The organism is Succinimonas amylolytica DSM 2873 (genome assembly GCF_000378405.1).
Taxonomy (GTDB): Bacteria; Pseudomonadota; Gammaproteobacteria; order Enterobacterales; family Succinivibrionaceae; genus Succinimonas; species Succinimonas amylolytica.
On record NZ_KB899636.1, the window covers coordinates 476,755 to 492,616 of the forward strand.

Here is a 15,862-nt window from a genome sequence, read left to right on the forward strand (position 1 = left end):
AATAATAGGGGTATAAATGATTAAGTTTATTACCATACTGGTGCTGATAGTTGTTCTTCTTTTTCTTGCCCCGATGCTTTCCGGAAACCAGGGCTTATTACATATAGAAATTGCTTCGTATGTTATAGAAACCAGTGTGGCAGCCGGCATTGTCATGCTTTTGGTTTTTATGCTGCTTTGTTATTTGGCATTAGGTATTCTGGGATGGGTTTTTGGGGTAAAGGGCGGGCTTTTGTCTTGGTTTAATGAATCACGTACACGTTCCGCGGACAGAAAACTCCTCAGGGCTCTCAGATCCTATCTTGTCGGAGATTTTAGACAGGCTCAGGATTGGGCTGAAAAATCATTGAAGTGGTCATCTGTGCCTGAATTTTCAAGGCTTTTGGCAATAGCCGGAGGCTACCAGAGTGGAGACATGGAGCGGGTGATTCGAGGGCATGATTTAGTTAACAATAAAAATGTTGATGATGCTTTTGCAGTATGTCTGTTCAAAGCTCAGACATTCATCAGCAAAAAAGAGTGGAACAGTGCTCTCCGCATTGCAGAGGCTTTGCGAAATACCAATAAAAATAATCACTTAGTTAACAGGGTGTATTTCGATGCGCTAGTAGCTTTGAATAAGCATGCGGAAATAGAAGAAAACCGTGATCTTTTTACCAAGGAGGGGTTTCTTAATAATAGTAATTACTATAATCTTATTTCTGGTCGTATAATAAAGGAAATTAAATATCTTAATGATATTCGTATCCTGAGACAGATGATGAAAGATTTGCCCCGGGATATTTCTGCACGGGAGGAAGTTGTCTTGGCATTCGCAGAACGGCTTTTTGAACTTGGCGATAGTGAGCGTGCCTTTAAGATGACAGAGTCTCTTATCAGAGGTACTGAAAACAGAGAGACAGTCCTTGCAGATATTGCATCCTGGCGCACAGGAGATCGGCGAATTCTGGAACTTCTTGATGAGCTTGGCGGTGAAGAACGTTCCTTTAATTATTTGGCGGCAAGAGCTAATATGCACCTCGTTATGAATGAAACTGAAAAAGCTCGTGAGCTGTATGATGTGCTTGTTCGAGAGGCTCCTCGCCCTCTTTATTACATTAAGCTTGGAGAGTGTTTTCAGAAAACTGGCAGAACTGAACAGGCTGCAGCGTTTTATCAGGAGGCTGCAAAGCTTACTTATCTGGTATAGTACAGGAATGTATAGACTGGCAAATCTGAATTTTGGATCTTGATCTGATATGGATTTTGATTATTCCCGCACTAAATTATATGAGCACCGCTATCTGGAACATAATAAGGCCCGAATTCAGCGCGCGCTTTCCATGATGAGCTCCAAATGTCAGGAGTTTTTTAACCTTGTGCCGGTTCTTCTCCATTACAATCATCTGGCAGTACCTTCATACGTGGATGATTCACCTGATGGAACGGTTGTTCCACACGGTATCAAGGGATTCGAACTTACGCAGGAGCAAATGTCGTACATTTCGTCGTTGAGCGGCAGTTCCGGTTTTTATTCGATAATTTCTCGTGACGAATCCATTCTGGCTCTGTATTGTATGGGCAGCACCTCATCTATTGGTCAGGAGCCGAAATCTGATATTGATTATTGGGTTTGTGTTTCTCGACATATGAGTGCTGAAAGGATTGCTCTTCTTGAGAAAAAATGTGAAGTAATCCGTCAGAAAGCAGCGGGAGAGGGGGTGGAGATCAATCTGTTCATTGTCAAGGAGGATCAATTTACTAATCCGCATAATGATCAGCATACGGATGAGGAAAGCTGTGGCAGTGCGCAGAAACTTTTTCTTCTTGATGAATTTTATCGCAGTTCTGTATATCTAGGGGGACAGAAACTGGTGTGGATGCTTGTTCCCAAGAAGTATGAAAAAAATTATAACCAGTACGTAGAAGGCCTTTTTAAAAATCGTATTATCAAGAAGGACGAGTGGCTTGATCTTGGCAGTGTCGGAAAAATACCGGTGGATGAGTATTACGGTTCGGCACTATGGCTCCTTTACAAGGGGATTGATTATCCGTTTAAAGCGGCTCTCAAAATCATGCTGATGGAAGTTTACAGTTCCGAGTATCCTAATACTGAGCTTCTATCTATACTCATAAGGGATTCTATTCAGAATAATGATAGTTATGTTCCGGAAATGGATTCCTATTACAGATGTTATCTTAAGATTGCACAATATTTGAAAACACAGAATGATTCACAGAGAGAATATCTTTTGAAGCTGTGTTTTTATTTCAAAATCTCTGCCGGTCTGAAAGCCGTTTCAGACTGTGACATTAGGGCAGAGCGTAAAAAAATGTTTTACAGTCTTCTTAGAGAATGGAACTGGACTGAAAAAGAGCAAACTTTCATTGATGAAAGGTTTCGCTGGCATATAAATGATGTGCGCCGGGTGTACGCCATTCTGTTTGAAAGCATGATGAGAAGTTATAGGGCTCTGCTTAATTTCGGTCTCAGAAACAATATAAAGGATGCCATCAGATTCCGGGATATCAGAGTATTAAGCCGTAAGCTCTATACTGCCTTTGACACATCTCCGGGAAAAATTAAGATTTATAACCTTAACATTGGTCAGATTTCCCCAGAAAGCAATGTTACCTTTGTTGAGGTAGGTAATTCAGAGGTGTGTCGTAACGGCTGGTATGTATATGCACTGAGACGTACGGATCAGGTGATCATCAGTCAGAATAAACCTCTGGCTTTTTTCCCTGATTTAGGTTCGGCCATTGTAGAGTGCTGGATCAACGGCATGATATCGCCTAAAACATCCATAAACGTTCATTCAGTAAACAGGCTGCTTACAGGTGAAAGAATTCACCTGTTTGTAAGAGATCTTTCCAAGGCCTTTCCGCAAATATCGTGCAAAATTTCTCATGATGAATTGTTAAAACCTGAAATGGTTCGGGAAGTGGCGGTGTTTGTAAATCTTGAGAAGGATCCTGCTAGCGATCTGATGCATAAGGGGGAGGCTAATCTCAATGTTTCTAATATTTTTTCAGCAGGCAGTAGAAAAGTTTCCTTGGTTGGTTCTGTAATAATGGTTCTGAGAACATCATGGAATCAGTTTTTTGTAAACAGCTATACGGAAACAGACACCAATCACTGTATTACAGATTTTGTAAAGGATGTGGGCAGGTTTTTTCACAGAAAGGAGCATTCCACAAAGTCTTTAATGTTTTTTCAGTATGGTAATGAACTTGAGGTTTACATCAGGGCTGGGATGCTAGAGGTTCTGGAAAAGATAAAAAACTGTATAAACTATCCTGATGAAGGAGGGTTCAGAGTTAATATCACGGGCAATGATTATGTTATTTCCTGTAATTACCAAGGGCTCTCGGTGACATTGGGAGAAAATGAGATTCCTCCGGATCCGAAAGATATTCCGGAGGCTGTACTTAATAGTGTTACAACAGGCCTGGAGCAGTTCTTTTTTCAGGAAGTGGAGCAGGGAATCTGGGATATATTCAATTCTGACAACGAACGTCATATCAAGATATACCGAAAATTTACCGGCAATATTACGGAACTGGTATTGGACATAAACAGACATTATGCCAAGCTTCTTGATAATGATAACAACAGATATGTCAGATGTCGTCAGTATTTTAATCTTCCCCAATATTACAGAGTATCCGGTGATGGATGTAGTATAACTCCTTTGGCGGTTTAGTTATTTGACAGCGTTTTTTATGGAACGGAGATTCCCGTGAAGATGAAAAAGAAACTTCTGTTTATTATGATGTTTTCAACGGTGTTAATTTTCGGGTGCGGACTCAAAGGGGGACTTTATCTTCCAGAAGAGGGGAAGTCTGACAAGGTTTTGAATTCCGATAATGATAATACTGCCGTACCCGCTGTTGAGAAGGAGGAGGCTTCATTTGCGGGGGCTCGAAAATAAGCTTTCTGAAAAATTTCTTGAAGTAATATCTGATAAAATACCTCTTCGTGTAATTATCAGTTTATCGGGGTTGTCCCCGGAGGGTATCTAATGGAATTTTTTTCGCGAAATGATAATGGTTCAATGATGGCAGAGGATGTTTCGGTTTCATTTTTGGCCCGGCAGTATGGAACCCCTCTGTATGTCTATTCAGAAAAGGCGCTCAGGGAGCATTTTTCCGAATTTGAGCAAAGTGCTGGCGATTTTCCTCATCTGATTTGCTATGCTGTTAAAGCAAACAGCAATCTCTCCATACTCCGTCTTATGGCTTCTCTTGGAGCCGGATTTGATATTGTGTCTGGCGGTGAACTGGCTCGGGTTATTAAAGCAGGGGGAGACCCTGCTAAAGTGGTTTATTCAGGGGTCGCCAAAACTGAATCTGAAATTTCCGCTGCTCTCAATGCCGGCATTCTTTCCTTTAACGTGGAATCTGAAGCTGAAATGGAGCGGATTAGTAGGGTGGCGGTGTCCGGGAATACAACGGCCAGAATTTCTGTCAGAGTAAATCCAGATGTTGATGCCGGGACACATCCTTATATTTCCACCGGACTTAAAACCAATAAGTTCGGAGTTCCTGTGGAAAGGGCCTTCAATCTTTACAAAAGGGCTCTGGAACTTCCTGGAATTAAGATTGTCGGAATTGACTGTCATATTGGATCTCAGCTAACAAGTCTGGCACCTTTTGAAGATGCTTTAGATCGTATTGTTATGCTTATTACACGGCTCAAGAATGAAGGTATTGTTCTTGAGCATATTGATGTTGGTGGCGGACTTGGTGTTGTATATAACGATGAAGTTCCGCCATCAAGAAAGTCTTATATGGATGTGATTATTAATAAGATAAGAGGGTTGAATATTAAACTGATTTGTGAACCTGGAAGATCCATGGTTGCCAATGCCGGTATTTTAGTGTCTCGTTGTGAATATCTCAAGGAAGGGGAAACTGTTAATTTCTGTATTGTAGATACTGCAATGAATGACATGATCAGGCCTTCTCTTTATCAGGCCTGGATGAAAATTGAAGAAGCTGAGATGAATCAAAATGCTTCTGACGCAGTTTACAATGTTGTTGGTCCGGTGTGTGAGACTGGTGATTTCCTTGGAAAGGATCGGCATCTTCAGGTTGCCGCCGGAGATTATCTAGTGATGCAGGGAGCCGGTGCCTATGGTTTTTCAATGTCGTCCAACTATAATTCCAGGCCTCGGGCTTGTGAGGTAATGGTATCTGGCTCAGATCATCGTATTATCCGCAAAAGAGAGACTATTGAGGATCTTTGGCGAGGGGAAGAACTCTGATCGTTTTCAGACGAATGTCGAATCAAGGAGTTTATGATGCTGGTCCATTTTTCAAAAATGGAGTGTCTGGGGCAGGATTTTATGGTCATGGATGCTGTGACCGAAAAGATTTTTCCCGTGGCAGAAAAAATTCAAAAATGGGCTCAGCGTTGTACAGGAGTTGGATTTTCTGAATTCGCTCTGGTGGAACCTCCGTACGATCCGGATACAGATTTTTACTTTCGGGTGTTTAGTGATACCGGCCAGGAGAGACAGCTCAGCGGGCATGCCTCTCTGGCTATGGGACGTTTTGTGAGGGATCGCAGACTTATAAACCGTCCGAGCATCAGAGCAGGATATAACGGAGGGATTATTGCGCTAGATGTCGCTGATGAGAATGTCATTTCCGTGAATATGGGAAGACCTGTGTATGATCCCATCAGATTGGGCTTCAAAACAAAAAAGCAGGAAAAAACTTATATATTGGAAAACGGAAAGTCAGGGATTCTCGTTTCGGTTGTCGGACTCCCAGAGGTTCATGTTGTGGTGGAGTCGCGGGAAATTACCAGTGCTGATATTACCGGTATTGGGAAGTCTTTGTCGGCTTCAGAACGTTTTACTGAAGTTCCTGCCATTGATTTTATGGAGATTGTAAATAATCATGAACTGGTTTTCAGAGGCTATCGTCATAATAAGGGCGAATGCGCATCTTCTGGAACCGGCGGTGTTGCAAGCGCCCTGGTTGGCGTTATGCACAAAACACTGGAATCTCCGGTAAAAATTAATTGTTCATCCGGTACAGAGGAGGTTGTGATAACTGCAGACGGTTCTGTTTCACTTTCTGCCCAGGTGAATTTTGTATTCAGCGGAATGGTTGAAATATAGAGCGCTGGAATCCGGTAGTTTTCATCAAAATTTATATTTTTGTCCGTAACTTTGTTCGGGGAATATAAAATGACATTAGATGATAAAGACTATTATCTGAACAGTCCTTTTTCTAAAGAGGTTAGTGATTTTTTGCAATACCTTGCTTTGGAACGTAATTACAGTGATAAAACTGTTGAATCTTATAGACTTTCCCTTAAAAGGGCGGTACTCGAGATTCATCATTTCTACCCGGAAATAAACTCTTGGAATGATGTTACGGATACTTGCATTCGAAAAGTTATAAGAACACTGGACAATCTTAATGATCCTTCGAAAAGAATGTCAGGGAGATCGAAGGCTCATTTTCTCAGTGTTTTAAAAAGCTTTCATAAATACCTCCATGAACAGGGGCGTATTTCCAGCGATTTTGTTTCCAATATTGAATCCCCCAAATATGGTGTCAGACTTCCGGAATATCTTACAGAAGATCAGTTTAACGAGCTTATAAAACTTCCGGATTCTCCGGAGCCTCGAGATTATCGTGATAATGCAATTATGGAATTGTTGTTTTCTAGCGGTCTCCGGGTAGCAGAAGTGGTATCCCTATTAATTGATGATGCTGATATGTCAAGAGGGATGCTCCATGTTGTAGGAAAGGGGAATAAGGAAAGATTTGTTCCCTGTGGCGAGTATGCTTTGCGGGCTCTTAAGCGTTGGTTTCGTGTCAGGGATACCTATAGTCCGCAGTGCAGTAATATATTTGTTAACCGTTTTGGAGCACCGCTAACAACCCGGGCTGTACAGATTATGATAAAGAAGAAAGGATTGGATAATGCATTGCCAATTCAGCTTCATCCTCATAAGCTGAGGCATTCGTTTGCAACGGAAATGCTGAGAGGTGGTGCGGATATAAAGGTTATTCAGGAACTGATGGGACATGCCTCAAGCAATACCACAGGGGTTTATCTCCATTTGGGAATTGGAGATTTAAAAAAAGTATACGATCAGTGTCATCCTCTTGCATTACTTTGCAATAACGGAGAAGATGGTGAATAGTATATTAAAAATAATAGTTCTTAAGTTTTGAAAATGATATTTTTTAAATCATTTAAAAAACCTCGGATTGTGTGTTTTGATCTCGATGATACCCTTTACGATAATACTTTTCCAATCTCTTATGCGGAGCAATATATGCTTGAGGCTATTGGGGAGCGTTATCTTGGGGGGGATGTTCTGTCCCCGAATAGTTACACTGAAATTAAAAATATAATTATCGATCGATGTCCGGAAATCAAAGATGACGTGTCCATGGTTAGGTATTTTGCCTACAGGCATATTTTGGATAATTATGGTTATGAGAGAAAACAGTCAGCATCTATTGCTGGTAGTCTGGTAGATGAATTCATCAAAGTTCGTTCCAGAATAAATGTTCCTGAAACATCATTGGAAACTTTGCGTATATTGGGAAGATACTATCATCTAGTGGCTTTATCAAATGGTAATGCCGATATGAATTGTACCAGCCTAAGAAATTGTTTTGAGAATATATGGATGCCGATATCTGGAATATCTGCAAAACCTGCACCGGATCTGTTCATAATTGCTTCAAGTTATTACCGTGTGGCGCCGAATGAAATGCTTTTTGTTGGTGATGATCCGCAAAATGATGTTTACGGGGCTGTTAGATTCGGATGTCAAATGTGCTGGCAAACGCAATATAGAAAGCCAGCTAATGAACTTATCGTTCTTCCTCACGTTATGATTTCAAATATCCGGGAGCTTATAGATCTGCTACTATAATTTCCGTATGCGTATGAAATTGTTATTGCAATTATCAATTTGGCCATGTAAGAAAATTGTTCCACGTGGAACAATGGTTCCTGTCGAGCTTGGATATTGCTCTGTATTTTTTTTTGAAATTGATGGGACTCATGTCATATGAAAAACTCTGAACAGCGTATCATCGATGGGTTAAATGAGGAGCAAAGAGAGGTCGTAACTGCTCAAAGACAGAATATTCTGGTCTTGGCTGGGGCTGGCACAGGAAAGACTCGGGTACTAGTTTCAAGAATTGCATATCTAGTAGAACACTGTGGAGTTGATTCCAACAGAATACTGGCTGTTACTTTTACAAATAAGGCTGCTAGGGAAATGCGAGAACGTCTTATTGGACTGTTGGGAGAGTACAGTGTTCGCAGACTTTGGGCTTATACTTTTCATACTGCGTCCTCGCATATTCTTAGAAATTTTGCTGAAGAGGCAGGGCTTACCAGAAATTTCACCATAATAGATACATCCGATCAGTTGGCGCTGGTAAAACGGGTGATGCAGGATCTTAACTTGCCTGCAGATATTTGCGTCAATGGTATTCGGTATAATTCCCGAAATTACTTGCAGAAGATTATGGATGAGAAATCTCGTGGTCATCGACCAGGAATGGAGGGGAGCAGTATTCTTCCCTGTTTTTATGATGTCTATGCACTCTATCAAACAAGGTGCGATAAAAGCGATCAGGTGGATTTTGAAGAACTAATTTTACGTACATGCGAACTCATTGAGAGCAATCCTCAGGTCAGGCATTATATTCGTTTAAAATTTCAAGAGATTCTGGTGGATGAATTTCAGGATACCAGCAGTCTTCAATATCGGTGGCTAAAACTTGTAAGCGGTATTGAAAATTTGGATCCCGGAAAGCACCCGGCAAATGTTTTAATTGTGGGGGATGATGACCAGTCAATATACGGCTGGAGAGGTGCGGCCGTGGAAAATATGTTTTATTTTCAGAAAGAGTTCTCTCCGGTGAAACTTGTTAAACTGGTGCAGAACTATCGTTCTACAAAGGCAATTCTTAGTAATGCCAACAGTCTGATAAAAAACAATAGTAAACATGTAGCAGAAAAGACGCTTATTACTCGTAACCCCGATGCCACAATGGTTAAACTGATGGAATCCTATGATAGTAGTGATGAAGCTGATGAAATTGCAAAAATTATCAGAAAACTGATAGATAATCTTAAAAAGGATCCATCTGAGATTGCGGTACTTTATAGAACAAATGCCCAGTCCCGAATGATAGAAAAAGCGATGGTTGAATATGGTGTTGATTACAATATATATGGAGGAGCCAGGTTTTTTGACAGGGAAGAGATAAAAAATACTTTGGCCTATCTCAGGCTGATTGTCAATCCTGAGGATAACATCTCATTCAACAGAATTGTAAATGTCCCCTCCAGAAAAATCGGAAAGGTTACTCTTGGAAAAATAGAAGCCCTGAGACGTGAGTTTGGTATTAGCATGTTTAAAGCGGCGGAGATGTATGCCCTTAAAAACAAATCCCGGTCTCTGCAGAACTTTATTGAGTTAATACATGTTTTTAGTGCTAGGGTGGCAGAAAGTCCAAAGAACATGGATGATATTGTGAGATTTCTGGAGAGTGTTATTGAAGATAGTGGATTAGGGACATATTACAGAGAGAAATCTGCTATGGATGATGCTGATAGCAGTAATGACAGATTCGGAAATATCGAAGAGTTAATAAGCGATATTTCAGGAAGAGACTATGACGAGCTGTCAGACCAAGGTTTTGATAATGCAGGTGAAGTACTGGAAGATGGGAAAGAGATCTCGAAATCTCGAAATACTGATGACAATTCAGTCCCTGAAAACAAAAAGATGAAGTATACGATCGCCGATTTTATTCAGATATATTTATCATCGGCGGCTTTAATGCCTAGTTCCGAACTTTTGAAAAGCGAGGAAGATAGTGCTGTTAACCTGATGACAATTCATTGTTCCAAGGGGCTCGAATTTGAGGTGGTTATTATTGCCGGATTTGAAAAGGGATTACTGCCCTTGGAGCGTTATTCCAGTATTAAAACGGACCAGAATGCACATATCGAGGAGGAGCGCCGACTCGCATATGTGGCAATCACCAGGGCAAAAGAGCTCCTCTTTTTATCATGTGCCAACTGGCATTCCTCTTATGACGGGCAGTATCCTACAGGCCCAAGTCCTTTTACATATGAGCTTGACAGTTGCAGTATTGATACGGATATGAATTTTCTTGATGCTTGAATAGGTTTTTACAAAGAGGGAATGCTACTGTAAAACGGAAATGGAACACGAGATAAGCGCAATCAGCACAGTAAACAGTGATTTTGTGTTTTCTGTTTTTCTTTGAATACGGGGGGGCACTTAGGGGTGTAATTTCCACCCTTAGTTCTCAAATTCTAGATCCTTAAAAGTCAGACAATCTCAAAAAAAATAGCGCTGAAACGACATTTTGATCATCGACTGCTCATCTGGCAGTCGATAAGGATGACGGGTTCTCTGTACTTCGAAAATTTCCATTACCTACGGTCAAATCAGGTACCTGACTTTTAACCTGTTTTATTCTGAAAAAATGTGACATTGGTGACAAAAATGACTAAAAGTCAATGACCGTTAGTCAGTGAAATATATAATGGAGAATGAAAGGAGTTCTTAAATGGCTACCAGAAAAGAAAATGCTCAGAAAACCCGGGAAAAGCTTCTGAAAGCGGCGGAACTGCTTTTAAGCGAGAAGGGCTTCGGCGCACTTTCGGTGGATGAGATTACCAGACAGGCCGGAGTTGCCAAGGGGACATTCTATGTTTATTTCAGCCACAAAGAGGACGTGGTTACGGAGATTTGCAGAGGATACTTTTCAAGTATTGCAGATCAGGTTTCCGGAATGCGGGATGTCTCCATGGCTACGCGTCTCAGACTTTATATGCGGGAGTTCATGGCGGCGGTGGAAAAGTATGGTATTCACATCTGCCGTGAATGGATAAGAAGTACGGTGGATCCGGAACATCCCGGAGAGAATGTTGACAACTCCAAGTGGGCCTTCGATGTGGAAATGCTGCGGGGCATTATCAGGGACGGGATAACTCGAGGAGAGCTCCGGAAGGACACTCCGGCGGATCTTTTGGCTTATCTTCTGATTTCGCAGCTGTACGGGATGATGCTCTCCTGGTGCATGTCAGACGGTGTTTTCGAGCCTCTTGAATGGAGTGATCTTTTTTCCGATGCGGAGCTGGAGGCTATTCTTAAGCCGTATCTGACAGTATCCTGAAGTTTGTTTTGGGCGAAGTTACTTACTAGCAAGGAATATATCATGAAATATGTAAAGCTTGGAAAGTCAGGGATGGACGTGTCCCGTATCTGCCTCGGGTGCATGAGTTTCGGAAAGCCCGGACAGGAGAATGGAGTTTTTCCGTGGGCCAAAGATTATGACGGTGCGAAGGAGATTTTTCGGGAGGCTGTGGAGCAGGGGATTAACTATTTTGATACTGCCAATGTTTACCAAAACGGCACTTCCGAGGAGATAATCGGCAGGCTGATCAGGGATTTCGACTTGGATCGGGACGAGATCGTGGTGGCCACCAAGGTTCATTTTGCCATGCGGGAAGGAAAACCCAATGGCGCCGGCCTTTCCCGCAAGAATATCATGACCGAGATTGACCATTCCCTGAAGAGACTCGGTTTGGATTATGTCGATCTGTATCAGATACACCGTTTGGATCATGACACTCCCATGGAGGAGATCATGGAGGCTCTTCATGATGTGGTGAAGTCAGGCAAGGCCAGATATATCGGTGCGTCTACCATGTTTGCCTGGGAATTTGAACGTCTTAACCAGATTGCTGAAAGACATGGCTGGACTAAATTTGTTTCCATGCAAAACCAGTACAACCTGATATATCGCGAGGAGGAACGCGAGATGATGCCGCTCTGTGCCGACCGCGGCATTGCCGTGGTGCCATGGAGTCCTCTGGCAGGTGGCAGAACCGCTCACCCCTGGGGCACGGTCACTGCAAGAAACAGCGTGGACAGGGTTTCTCCCATGGTATGGGGCAGCACTGATGCGCAGGACAGGCCGGTGGTAGACAGGCTTGAAAAGGTGGCTGCGAACCTGAGTTATTCCATGGCTCAGGTTTCTCTGGCCTGGATGCTGTCCAAGCCATATGTTACCGCTCCTATAGTAGGGGCCACTTCCCCGGTTCATATAAAAGAAGCAGTGTCTGCCATTGATATCACGCTTTCTTCGGAAACCATAAAGGAGCTGGAAGCCCTCTATGTGCCTCATATAAAGACAGGGGTCTTTTAGTCAGGGAATTTTGTTGGGCATATCCGGGGCTCTGGCGGGGTTTCCGGTCTTAAGGACTTAACATGAGCAGAAATCTGATTATCTATTATTCAAGAAGAGGGCAGAACTACGTCGGAGGTTCCATTGTGAATCTTGCCCGGGGCAATACGGAGCTTGTGGTCGGTTATATTGCGGATGCGGTGGGAGCGGATCTTTTCGAGGTGGTTACGGTAAAGCCCTACAGCGAGGACTATACCGCCTGCACGGAGGAGGCAAAGGCCGAGCTCCGCAGCCATGCCCGCCCAGAGCTCAGGAATTATCTTTCGGATATTTCCGGATACGATCGCATTGCGGTGGCCGGCCCCTGCTGGTGGGGCACCTATCCCTGCGGTGTATTCACTCAGCTGGAAAAGCTGGATTTCACCGGAAAGAGGGTGTTTCCTCTGATGACACACGAGGGCAGCGGCCTCGGCAGGGCGGTTCGGGATCTAAGAGACTGCTGCAGGGGCGCGGATATCGGTGCCGGACTGGCTGTCCGGGGATCCGAAGCGCTTGACGCCAGGGAGACGGTTTCTGCCTGGGCGAGGCAGCATCTGGCATAGCGCCGGTGGTGGCTGGTCCTGTCGCTGGCAGATCCCATCAGGTGTTTTAAGATTCCCGGAAAGAAAATGGTGAACAGATCTGGGCATCATATCTCAGCTATTCGGCAAGGAAACAACTAACAGGAGTCTAAAAATGGAATATGCAAAGCTTGGCAGCACCGATATCTCGGTTTCCAGACTGTGCGTCGGCTGTATGTCCTACGGACAGCCGTCTGAAGATTTTCACATGTGGACTTTGGATTATGACCGGAGCCGGGAGATGATAGCCTGTGCCTGGGATCTGGGAGTGAATTTCTTTGATACTGCCAATGTTTACTCCTTTGGCAGCAGCGAGGAATATCTGGGCCGGGCCGTCAGGGATCTTAAAATTCCCCGGGATCGGATAGTGCTGGCGTCCAAGGTTTACTTCAACGAGGGGTTTCTGTCCAAGGAGGCTATTCTGCGGGAGATAGACGGCACGCTTAAACGTCTCGGCACAGACTATCTGGATCTCTACCAGATTCACCGTTTTGACTACAGCACGCCGCCTGAGGAATTCATGGGTGCTTTGAACAGTCTTATCAGGGCCGGGAAGGTACGGGCCATCGGAGCCTCGGCAATGTTCGGATATCAGTTCCATAACCTGCAGATTATCGCTGAACGGAACGGCTTTGCCGGATTTTCCACCATGCAGAATCACTACAACCTGCTTTACCGCGAGGATGAACGGGAACTAATTCCGATCTGCCGGCAGTACGGTGTGTCCCTGATTCCGTATTCTCCTCTGGCGGGCGGTCATCTCTCGAGAAGGGAGTGGGATTCAGATTCTCTCCGAAGCGCTTCCGACAGGGTGTCCAGGCAGAAGTACGACCAAGCCCGGGAAAACGACACGGAGATTACTGAGAGAGTTTATGCCCTGGCGGAAAAGCGCGGTGTGTCCATGACCGAGATCTCCCTGGCCTGGCTCCTGCATCGGGGAGTTGCTGCTCCCATTGTGGGCGCGACAAAGCCGTGGCATTTTGAAGCGGCTGTGAAAGCTCTGAGCCTTAAGCTGGACGAGGAGGAGCTACGTTCTTTGGAGGAACCATACAGGGCCCACGAGGTGGTAGGGGCACTGTCCAGTAACATAACCTTAAGCAAATAACGGCAACTGAAAACAGCGCTTGCCAACTGTTTTCCGGATATGAACAGAGGTTCTTATCTGTGATTGAACTTCGAGGATTCGGCAGAGCTATTGACGTTGCCTGAAAAGTTCCTTCATGCTTGTGGTTATAGAAGGAGTCTTTTTCGGATCATTTCCAGGCGGAAAGGATTCCTGAATGGCATGCAATTGAAACAAAACAGCTCACGGGTTAAAGTGCTGTTTTTCTGACCGGAAAATGCTTCTGGAATATGATTTTTATAACGACAAAGTCCATAACAACAGAACCTTTTATGCATCATCCAATTAAAAATTATAGGCACTGTTGTCATAGTGAGCAAACCACAAACAGATCAAGTAATGTATTTAAATTTCCTTATCGTTGCAAGACGCGATGAATCATGTTTTTGGGCAGTAATGAGTCATTTGAGTTTTAATTAAATCATCTAACAGCAAAAATATCTATTCTCATTATTTATGAACTCAAGTTTCCCACATCAATAACAAGGGCTATTCTTTGCTCTCAAAGGCTTGCCCTTACAAAAATTAGATCCCTTGACAAATCTGCTATTTTATGCCGCTCGCACCAGATCCTTCATGTCTGAATTTAGCCCCATTATAAAATTCTGGAAGAATTCCCCTTGTTGTCGAAACCAATCATTGAGTATTGCATTGACTATTGCATATGCCTCCTCTACTTTCCCTTCTTTGGAAATTTAGTGAGGTAGTGACTAGCCTTTGAGGTAATTAGTGACTCCCTTTTCGATTTCTCTCTCTTTTTCGAGCCGGAGTTTTACCTCTTCGGTGTATTTGCTTTGGGTGCCACGCAGCTTCTCTTTGATCGTTTTCAGCTGCTGTTTTGTTTCGTCAAACCGCTGTTTCAGGTTTTCGTGCGCCTCCTGCTTTCTTGCCAGCCCCCGCTGAACGCTGCTGGCAGATCCTCTGGACGGATTTTCCCAGTCATTAAGCCGGCTTTCGAGTTCTTTGCAGCGGGAAGTAAGAGAGGCAGCCTTTTTAGTAAGCCGACGGACATCTGCGGCCTTCCTGCCGTATTCTGAAATTGCAATCCAGCGAGAGCCGTTAAAATCTATTGTTTTTGGCTGAATGCTCATCATGTTTTCACTTCCCGAACATACGATGACCGCGGACAGTCGAATGCGGAGATGTAAAAAAACTCTCAAACTGCCGGATGTTCCGGCTGTTATTCGTTAGGCTGAGATTTTTCGGCATCAGCCATTTTGCCGAGAATAGCCCTATACTTCTTATCCAAAGCGGCGTATGAGGCCTTCAGCTCGTAGAGTTCCTTCAAAAGCCGGAGAATTTCCTCGCCTCTTTCCTTGACAGTGCGCGGCATCTTGTAATCCTTCTCGTAAGGTTCCGGAACATACTCCTTCTTAAGCCGTTTGTTACGGTTGTCAGTAGGTTCGATTTCCCCGGTTTCAGGATTAAACCTTCCAAGCAGTTTCCGTCTGCAGATCTTCTTCTTGTTAACGGGATCCCAGGTGCCGAGATTTTCATACGCGTAAATGACACCGGATTTCTGTTTTACGTAGGTGATATTGCCTGCCATGACAGCCTCCTAAAATGACCTTTGTTATCTATATGGGACAATAACCCATATAGAGGTAAATGTCAACAAAAATTTGGTATTAGGTCTTAAACCTTCTTTTTATGGCTTCGGGGATTCTTGACAAAAGTGCTGGTGAATCCGTACCATATCGCACACAAAAATCGGGATGTGCTGAAGGAATTTGCAATGGAAGCGAAGATCACAAATAACAATCTTCCTGCTAATCAGCACGATACTGACACTTCCAAACTGGACAACCTTTATTCGTTAATCGAAAAACTTACATCAACCATTCAAGAGCAGACCTCAACCATTCAAGAGCAGACCTCAACCATTCAGAAGCAGACTTCAACCATTCAGAAGCAG

Annotated in this window: 14 protein-coding genes and 1 pseudogene; 13 read left to right on the forward strand and 2 right to left on the reverse strand. The window is 43.6% G+C overall.

What is annotated here, in order from left to right:
* Nucleotides 1-16 precede the first annotated feature (16 nt).
* The 12 genes from F557_RS0102120 (at nt 17) to F557_RS0102175 (ending at nt 13,929) form a co-directional block, all read left to right on the forward strand.
* The gene (locus F557_RS0102120; RefSeq protein ID WP_019000608.1) at nt 17-1,189 is read left to right on the forward strand and encodes a heme biosynthesis HemY N-terminal domain-containing protein; all 1,173 of its coding nucleotides are present in this window, start codon (nt 17-19) and stop codon (nt 1,187-1,189) included.
* 49 nt (nt 1,190-1,238) lie between these two features.
* Nucleotides 1,239-3,686 carry a class I adenylate cyclase gene (locus F557_RS0102125; protein ID WP_019000609.1) on the forward strand — a complete coding sequence of 816 codons (2,448 nt, stop codon included), beginning with the start codon at nt 1,239-1,241 and terminating at the stop codon, nt 3,684-3,686.
* A 42-nt stretch (nt 3,687-3,728) separates the two neighbouring features.
* Nucleotides 3,729-3,914 carry an LPS translocon maturation chaperone LptM gene (gene lptM, locus F557_RS0102130; RefSeq protein WP_019000610.1) on the forward strand — a complete coding sequence of 62 codons (186 nt, stop codon included), beginning with the start codon at nt 3,729-3,731 and terminating at the stop codon, nt 3,912-3,914.
* 90 nt (nt 3,915-4,004) lie between these two features.
* The gene (gene lysA, locus F557_RS0102135; RefSeq protein ID WP_019000611.1) at nt 4,005-5,249 is read left to right on the forward strand and encodes a diaminopimelate decarboxylase; all 1,245 of its coding nucleotides are present in this window, start codon (nt 4,005-4,007) and stop codon (nt 5,247-5,249) included.
* 36 nt (nt 5,250-5,285) lie between these two features.
* Complete coding sequence (gene dapF / locus F557_RS0102140; RefSeq protein WP_019000612.1) at nt 5,286-6,113, forward strand: diaminopimelate epimerase; 828 nt, start codon at nt 5,286-5,288, stop codon at nt 6,111-6,113.
* 69 nt (nt 6,114-6,182) lie between these two features.
* A complete protein-coding gene (locus tag F557_RS0102145) occupies nt 6,183-7,151 on the forward strand; it encodes a tyrosine-type recombinase/integrase (protein ID WP_019000613.1) in 969 nt (322 codons plus the stop codon).
* Nucleotides 7,152-7,184: 33 nt separating this feature from the next.
* Entirely contained in the window at nt 7,185-7,895 is a 711-nt protein-coding gene (locus F557_RS0102150) for an HAD family hydrolase (RefSeq protein ID WP_157617727.1), read from the forward strand.
* Nucleotides 7,896-8,033: 138 nt separating this feature from the next.
* Nucleotides 8,034-10,169 carry an ATP-dependent helicase gene (locus tag F557_RS18450; RefSeq protein WP_019000615.1) on the forward strand — a complete coding sequence of 712 codons (2,136 nt, stop codon included), beginning with the start codon at nt 8,034-8,036 and terminating at the stop codon, nt 10,167-10,169.
* 412 nt (nt 10,170-10,581) lie between these two features.
* On the forward strand, nt 10,582-11,190 hold the full coding sequence (locus tag F557_RS20880; protein WP_019000616.1) for a TetR/AcrR family transcriptional regulator: 609 nt from the start codon (nt 10,582-10,584) through the stop codon (nt 11,188-11,190).
* 42 nt (nt 11,191-11,232) lie between these two features.
* Nucleotides 11,233-12,225, forward strand: a complete 993-nt coding sequence (locus tag F557_RS0102165; RefSeq protein ID WP_019000617.1) for an aldo/keto reductase — start codon at nt 11,233-11,235, stop codon at nt 12,223-12,225.
* Between the two features lie 62 nt (nt 12,226-12,287).
* Nucleotides 12,288-12,806: a flavodoxin gene (locus F557_RS0102170; protein ID WP_019000618.1), complete on the forward strand. Its 519-nt coding sequence runs from the start codon at nt 12,288-12,290 to the stop codon at nt 12,804-12,806.
* Between the two features lie 133 nt (nt 12,807-12,939).
* A complete protein-coding gene (locus tag F557_RS0102175) occupies nt 12,940-13,929 on the forward strand; it encodes an aldo/keto reductase (RefSeq protein ID WP_019000619.1) in 990 nt (329 codons plus the stop codon).
* A gap of 728 nt (nt 13,930-14,657) precedes the next feature.
* Here F557_RS0102175 and F557_RS0102180 read toward each other — a convergent pair.
* Both F557_RS0102180 and F557_RS0102185 read right to left on the reverse strand, forming a co-directional pair.
* On the reverse strand, nt 14,658-15,041 hold the full coding sequence (locus tag F557_RS0102180; protein WP_019000620.1) for a hypothetical protein: 384 nt from the start codon (nt 15,039-15,041) through the stop codon (nt 14,658-14,660).
* Nucleotides 15,042-15,127: 86 nt separating this feature from the next.
* Nucleotides 15,128-15,496 (reverse strand): hypothetical protein, encoded by a 369-nt coding sequence (locus F557_RS0102185; protein ID WP_019000621.1) that lies wholly within the window; start codon nt 15,494-15,496, stop codon nt 15,128-15,130.
* Nucleotides 15,497-15,682: 186 nt separating this feature from the next.
* Between F557_RS0102185 and F557_RS22550 the strand changes: the two are divergent.
* A pseudogene (locus F557_RS22550) lies at nt 15,683-15,862 on the forward strand (lipase chaperone); the annotation flags it as partial.

What these genes read in the sequence shown, in the direction of transcription:
- F557_RS0102120 (WP_019000608.1), top strand. Translation starts at nt 17, where the DNA reads ATGATTAAGTTTATTACCATACTGGTGCTGATAGTTGTTCTTCTTTTT.
- F557_RS0102125 (WP_019000609.1), top strand. Translation starts at nt 1,239, where the DNA reads ATGGATTTTGATTATTCCCGCACTAAATTATATGAGCACCGCTATCTG.
- lptM (WP_019000610.1), top strand. Translation starts at nt 3,729, where the DNA reads ATGAAAAAGAAACTTCTGTTTATTATGATGTTTTCAACGGTGTTAATT.
- lysA (WP_019000611.1), top strand. Translation starts at nt 4,005, where the DNA reads ATGGAATTTTTTTCGCGAAATGATAATGGTTCAATGATGGCAGAGGAT.
- dapF (WP_019000612.1), top strand. Translation starts at nt 5,286, where the DNA reads ATGCTGGTCCATTTTTCAAAAATGGAGTGTCTGGGGCAGGATTTTATG.
- F557_RS0102145 (WP_019000613.1), top strand. Translation starts at nt 6,183, where the DNA reads ATGACATTAGATGATAAAGACTATTATCTGAACAGTCCTTTTTCTAAA.
- F557_RS0102150 (WP_157617727.1), top strand. Translation starts at nt 7,185, where the DNA reads ATGATATTTTTTAAATCATTTAAAAAACCTCGGATTGTGTGTTTTGAT.
- F557_RS18450 (WP_019000615.1), top strand. Translation starts at nt 8,034, where the DNA reads ATGAAAAACTCTGAACAGCGTATCATCGATGGGTTAAATGAGGAGCAA.
- F557_RS20880 (WP_019000616.1), top strand. Translation starts at nt 10,582, where the DNA reads ATGGCTACCAGAAAAGAAAATGCTCAGAAAACCCGGGAAAAGCTTCTG.
- F557_RS0102165 (WP_019000617.1), top strand. Translation starts at nt 11,233, where the DNA reads ATGAAATATGTAAAGCTTGGAAAGTCAGGGATGGACGTGTCCCGTATC.
- F557_RS0102170 (WP_019000618.1), top strand. Translation starts at nt 12,288, where the DNA reads ATGAGCAGAAATCTGATTATCTATTATTCAAGAAGAGGGCAGAACTAC.
- F557_RS0102175 (WP_019000619.1), top strand. Translation starts at nt 12,940, where the DNA reads ATGGAATATGCAAAGCTTGGCAGCACCGATATCTCGGTTTCCAGACTG.
- F557_RS0102180 (WP_019000620.1), bottom strand. Translation starts at nt 15,041, where the DNA reads ATGATGAGCATTCAGCCAAAAACAATAGATTTTAACGGCTCTCGCTGG.
- F557_RS0102185 (WP_019000621.1), bottom strand. Translation starts at nt 15,496, where the DNA reads ATGGCAGGCAATATCACCTACGTAAAACAGAAATCCGGTGTCATTTAC.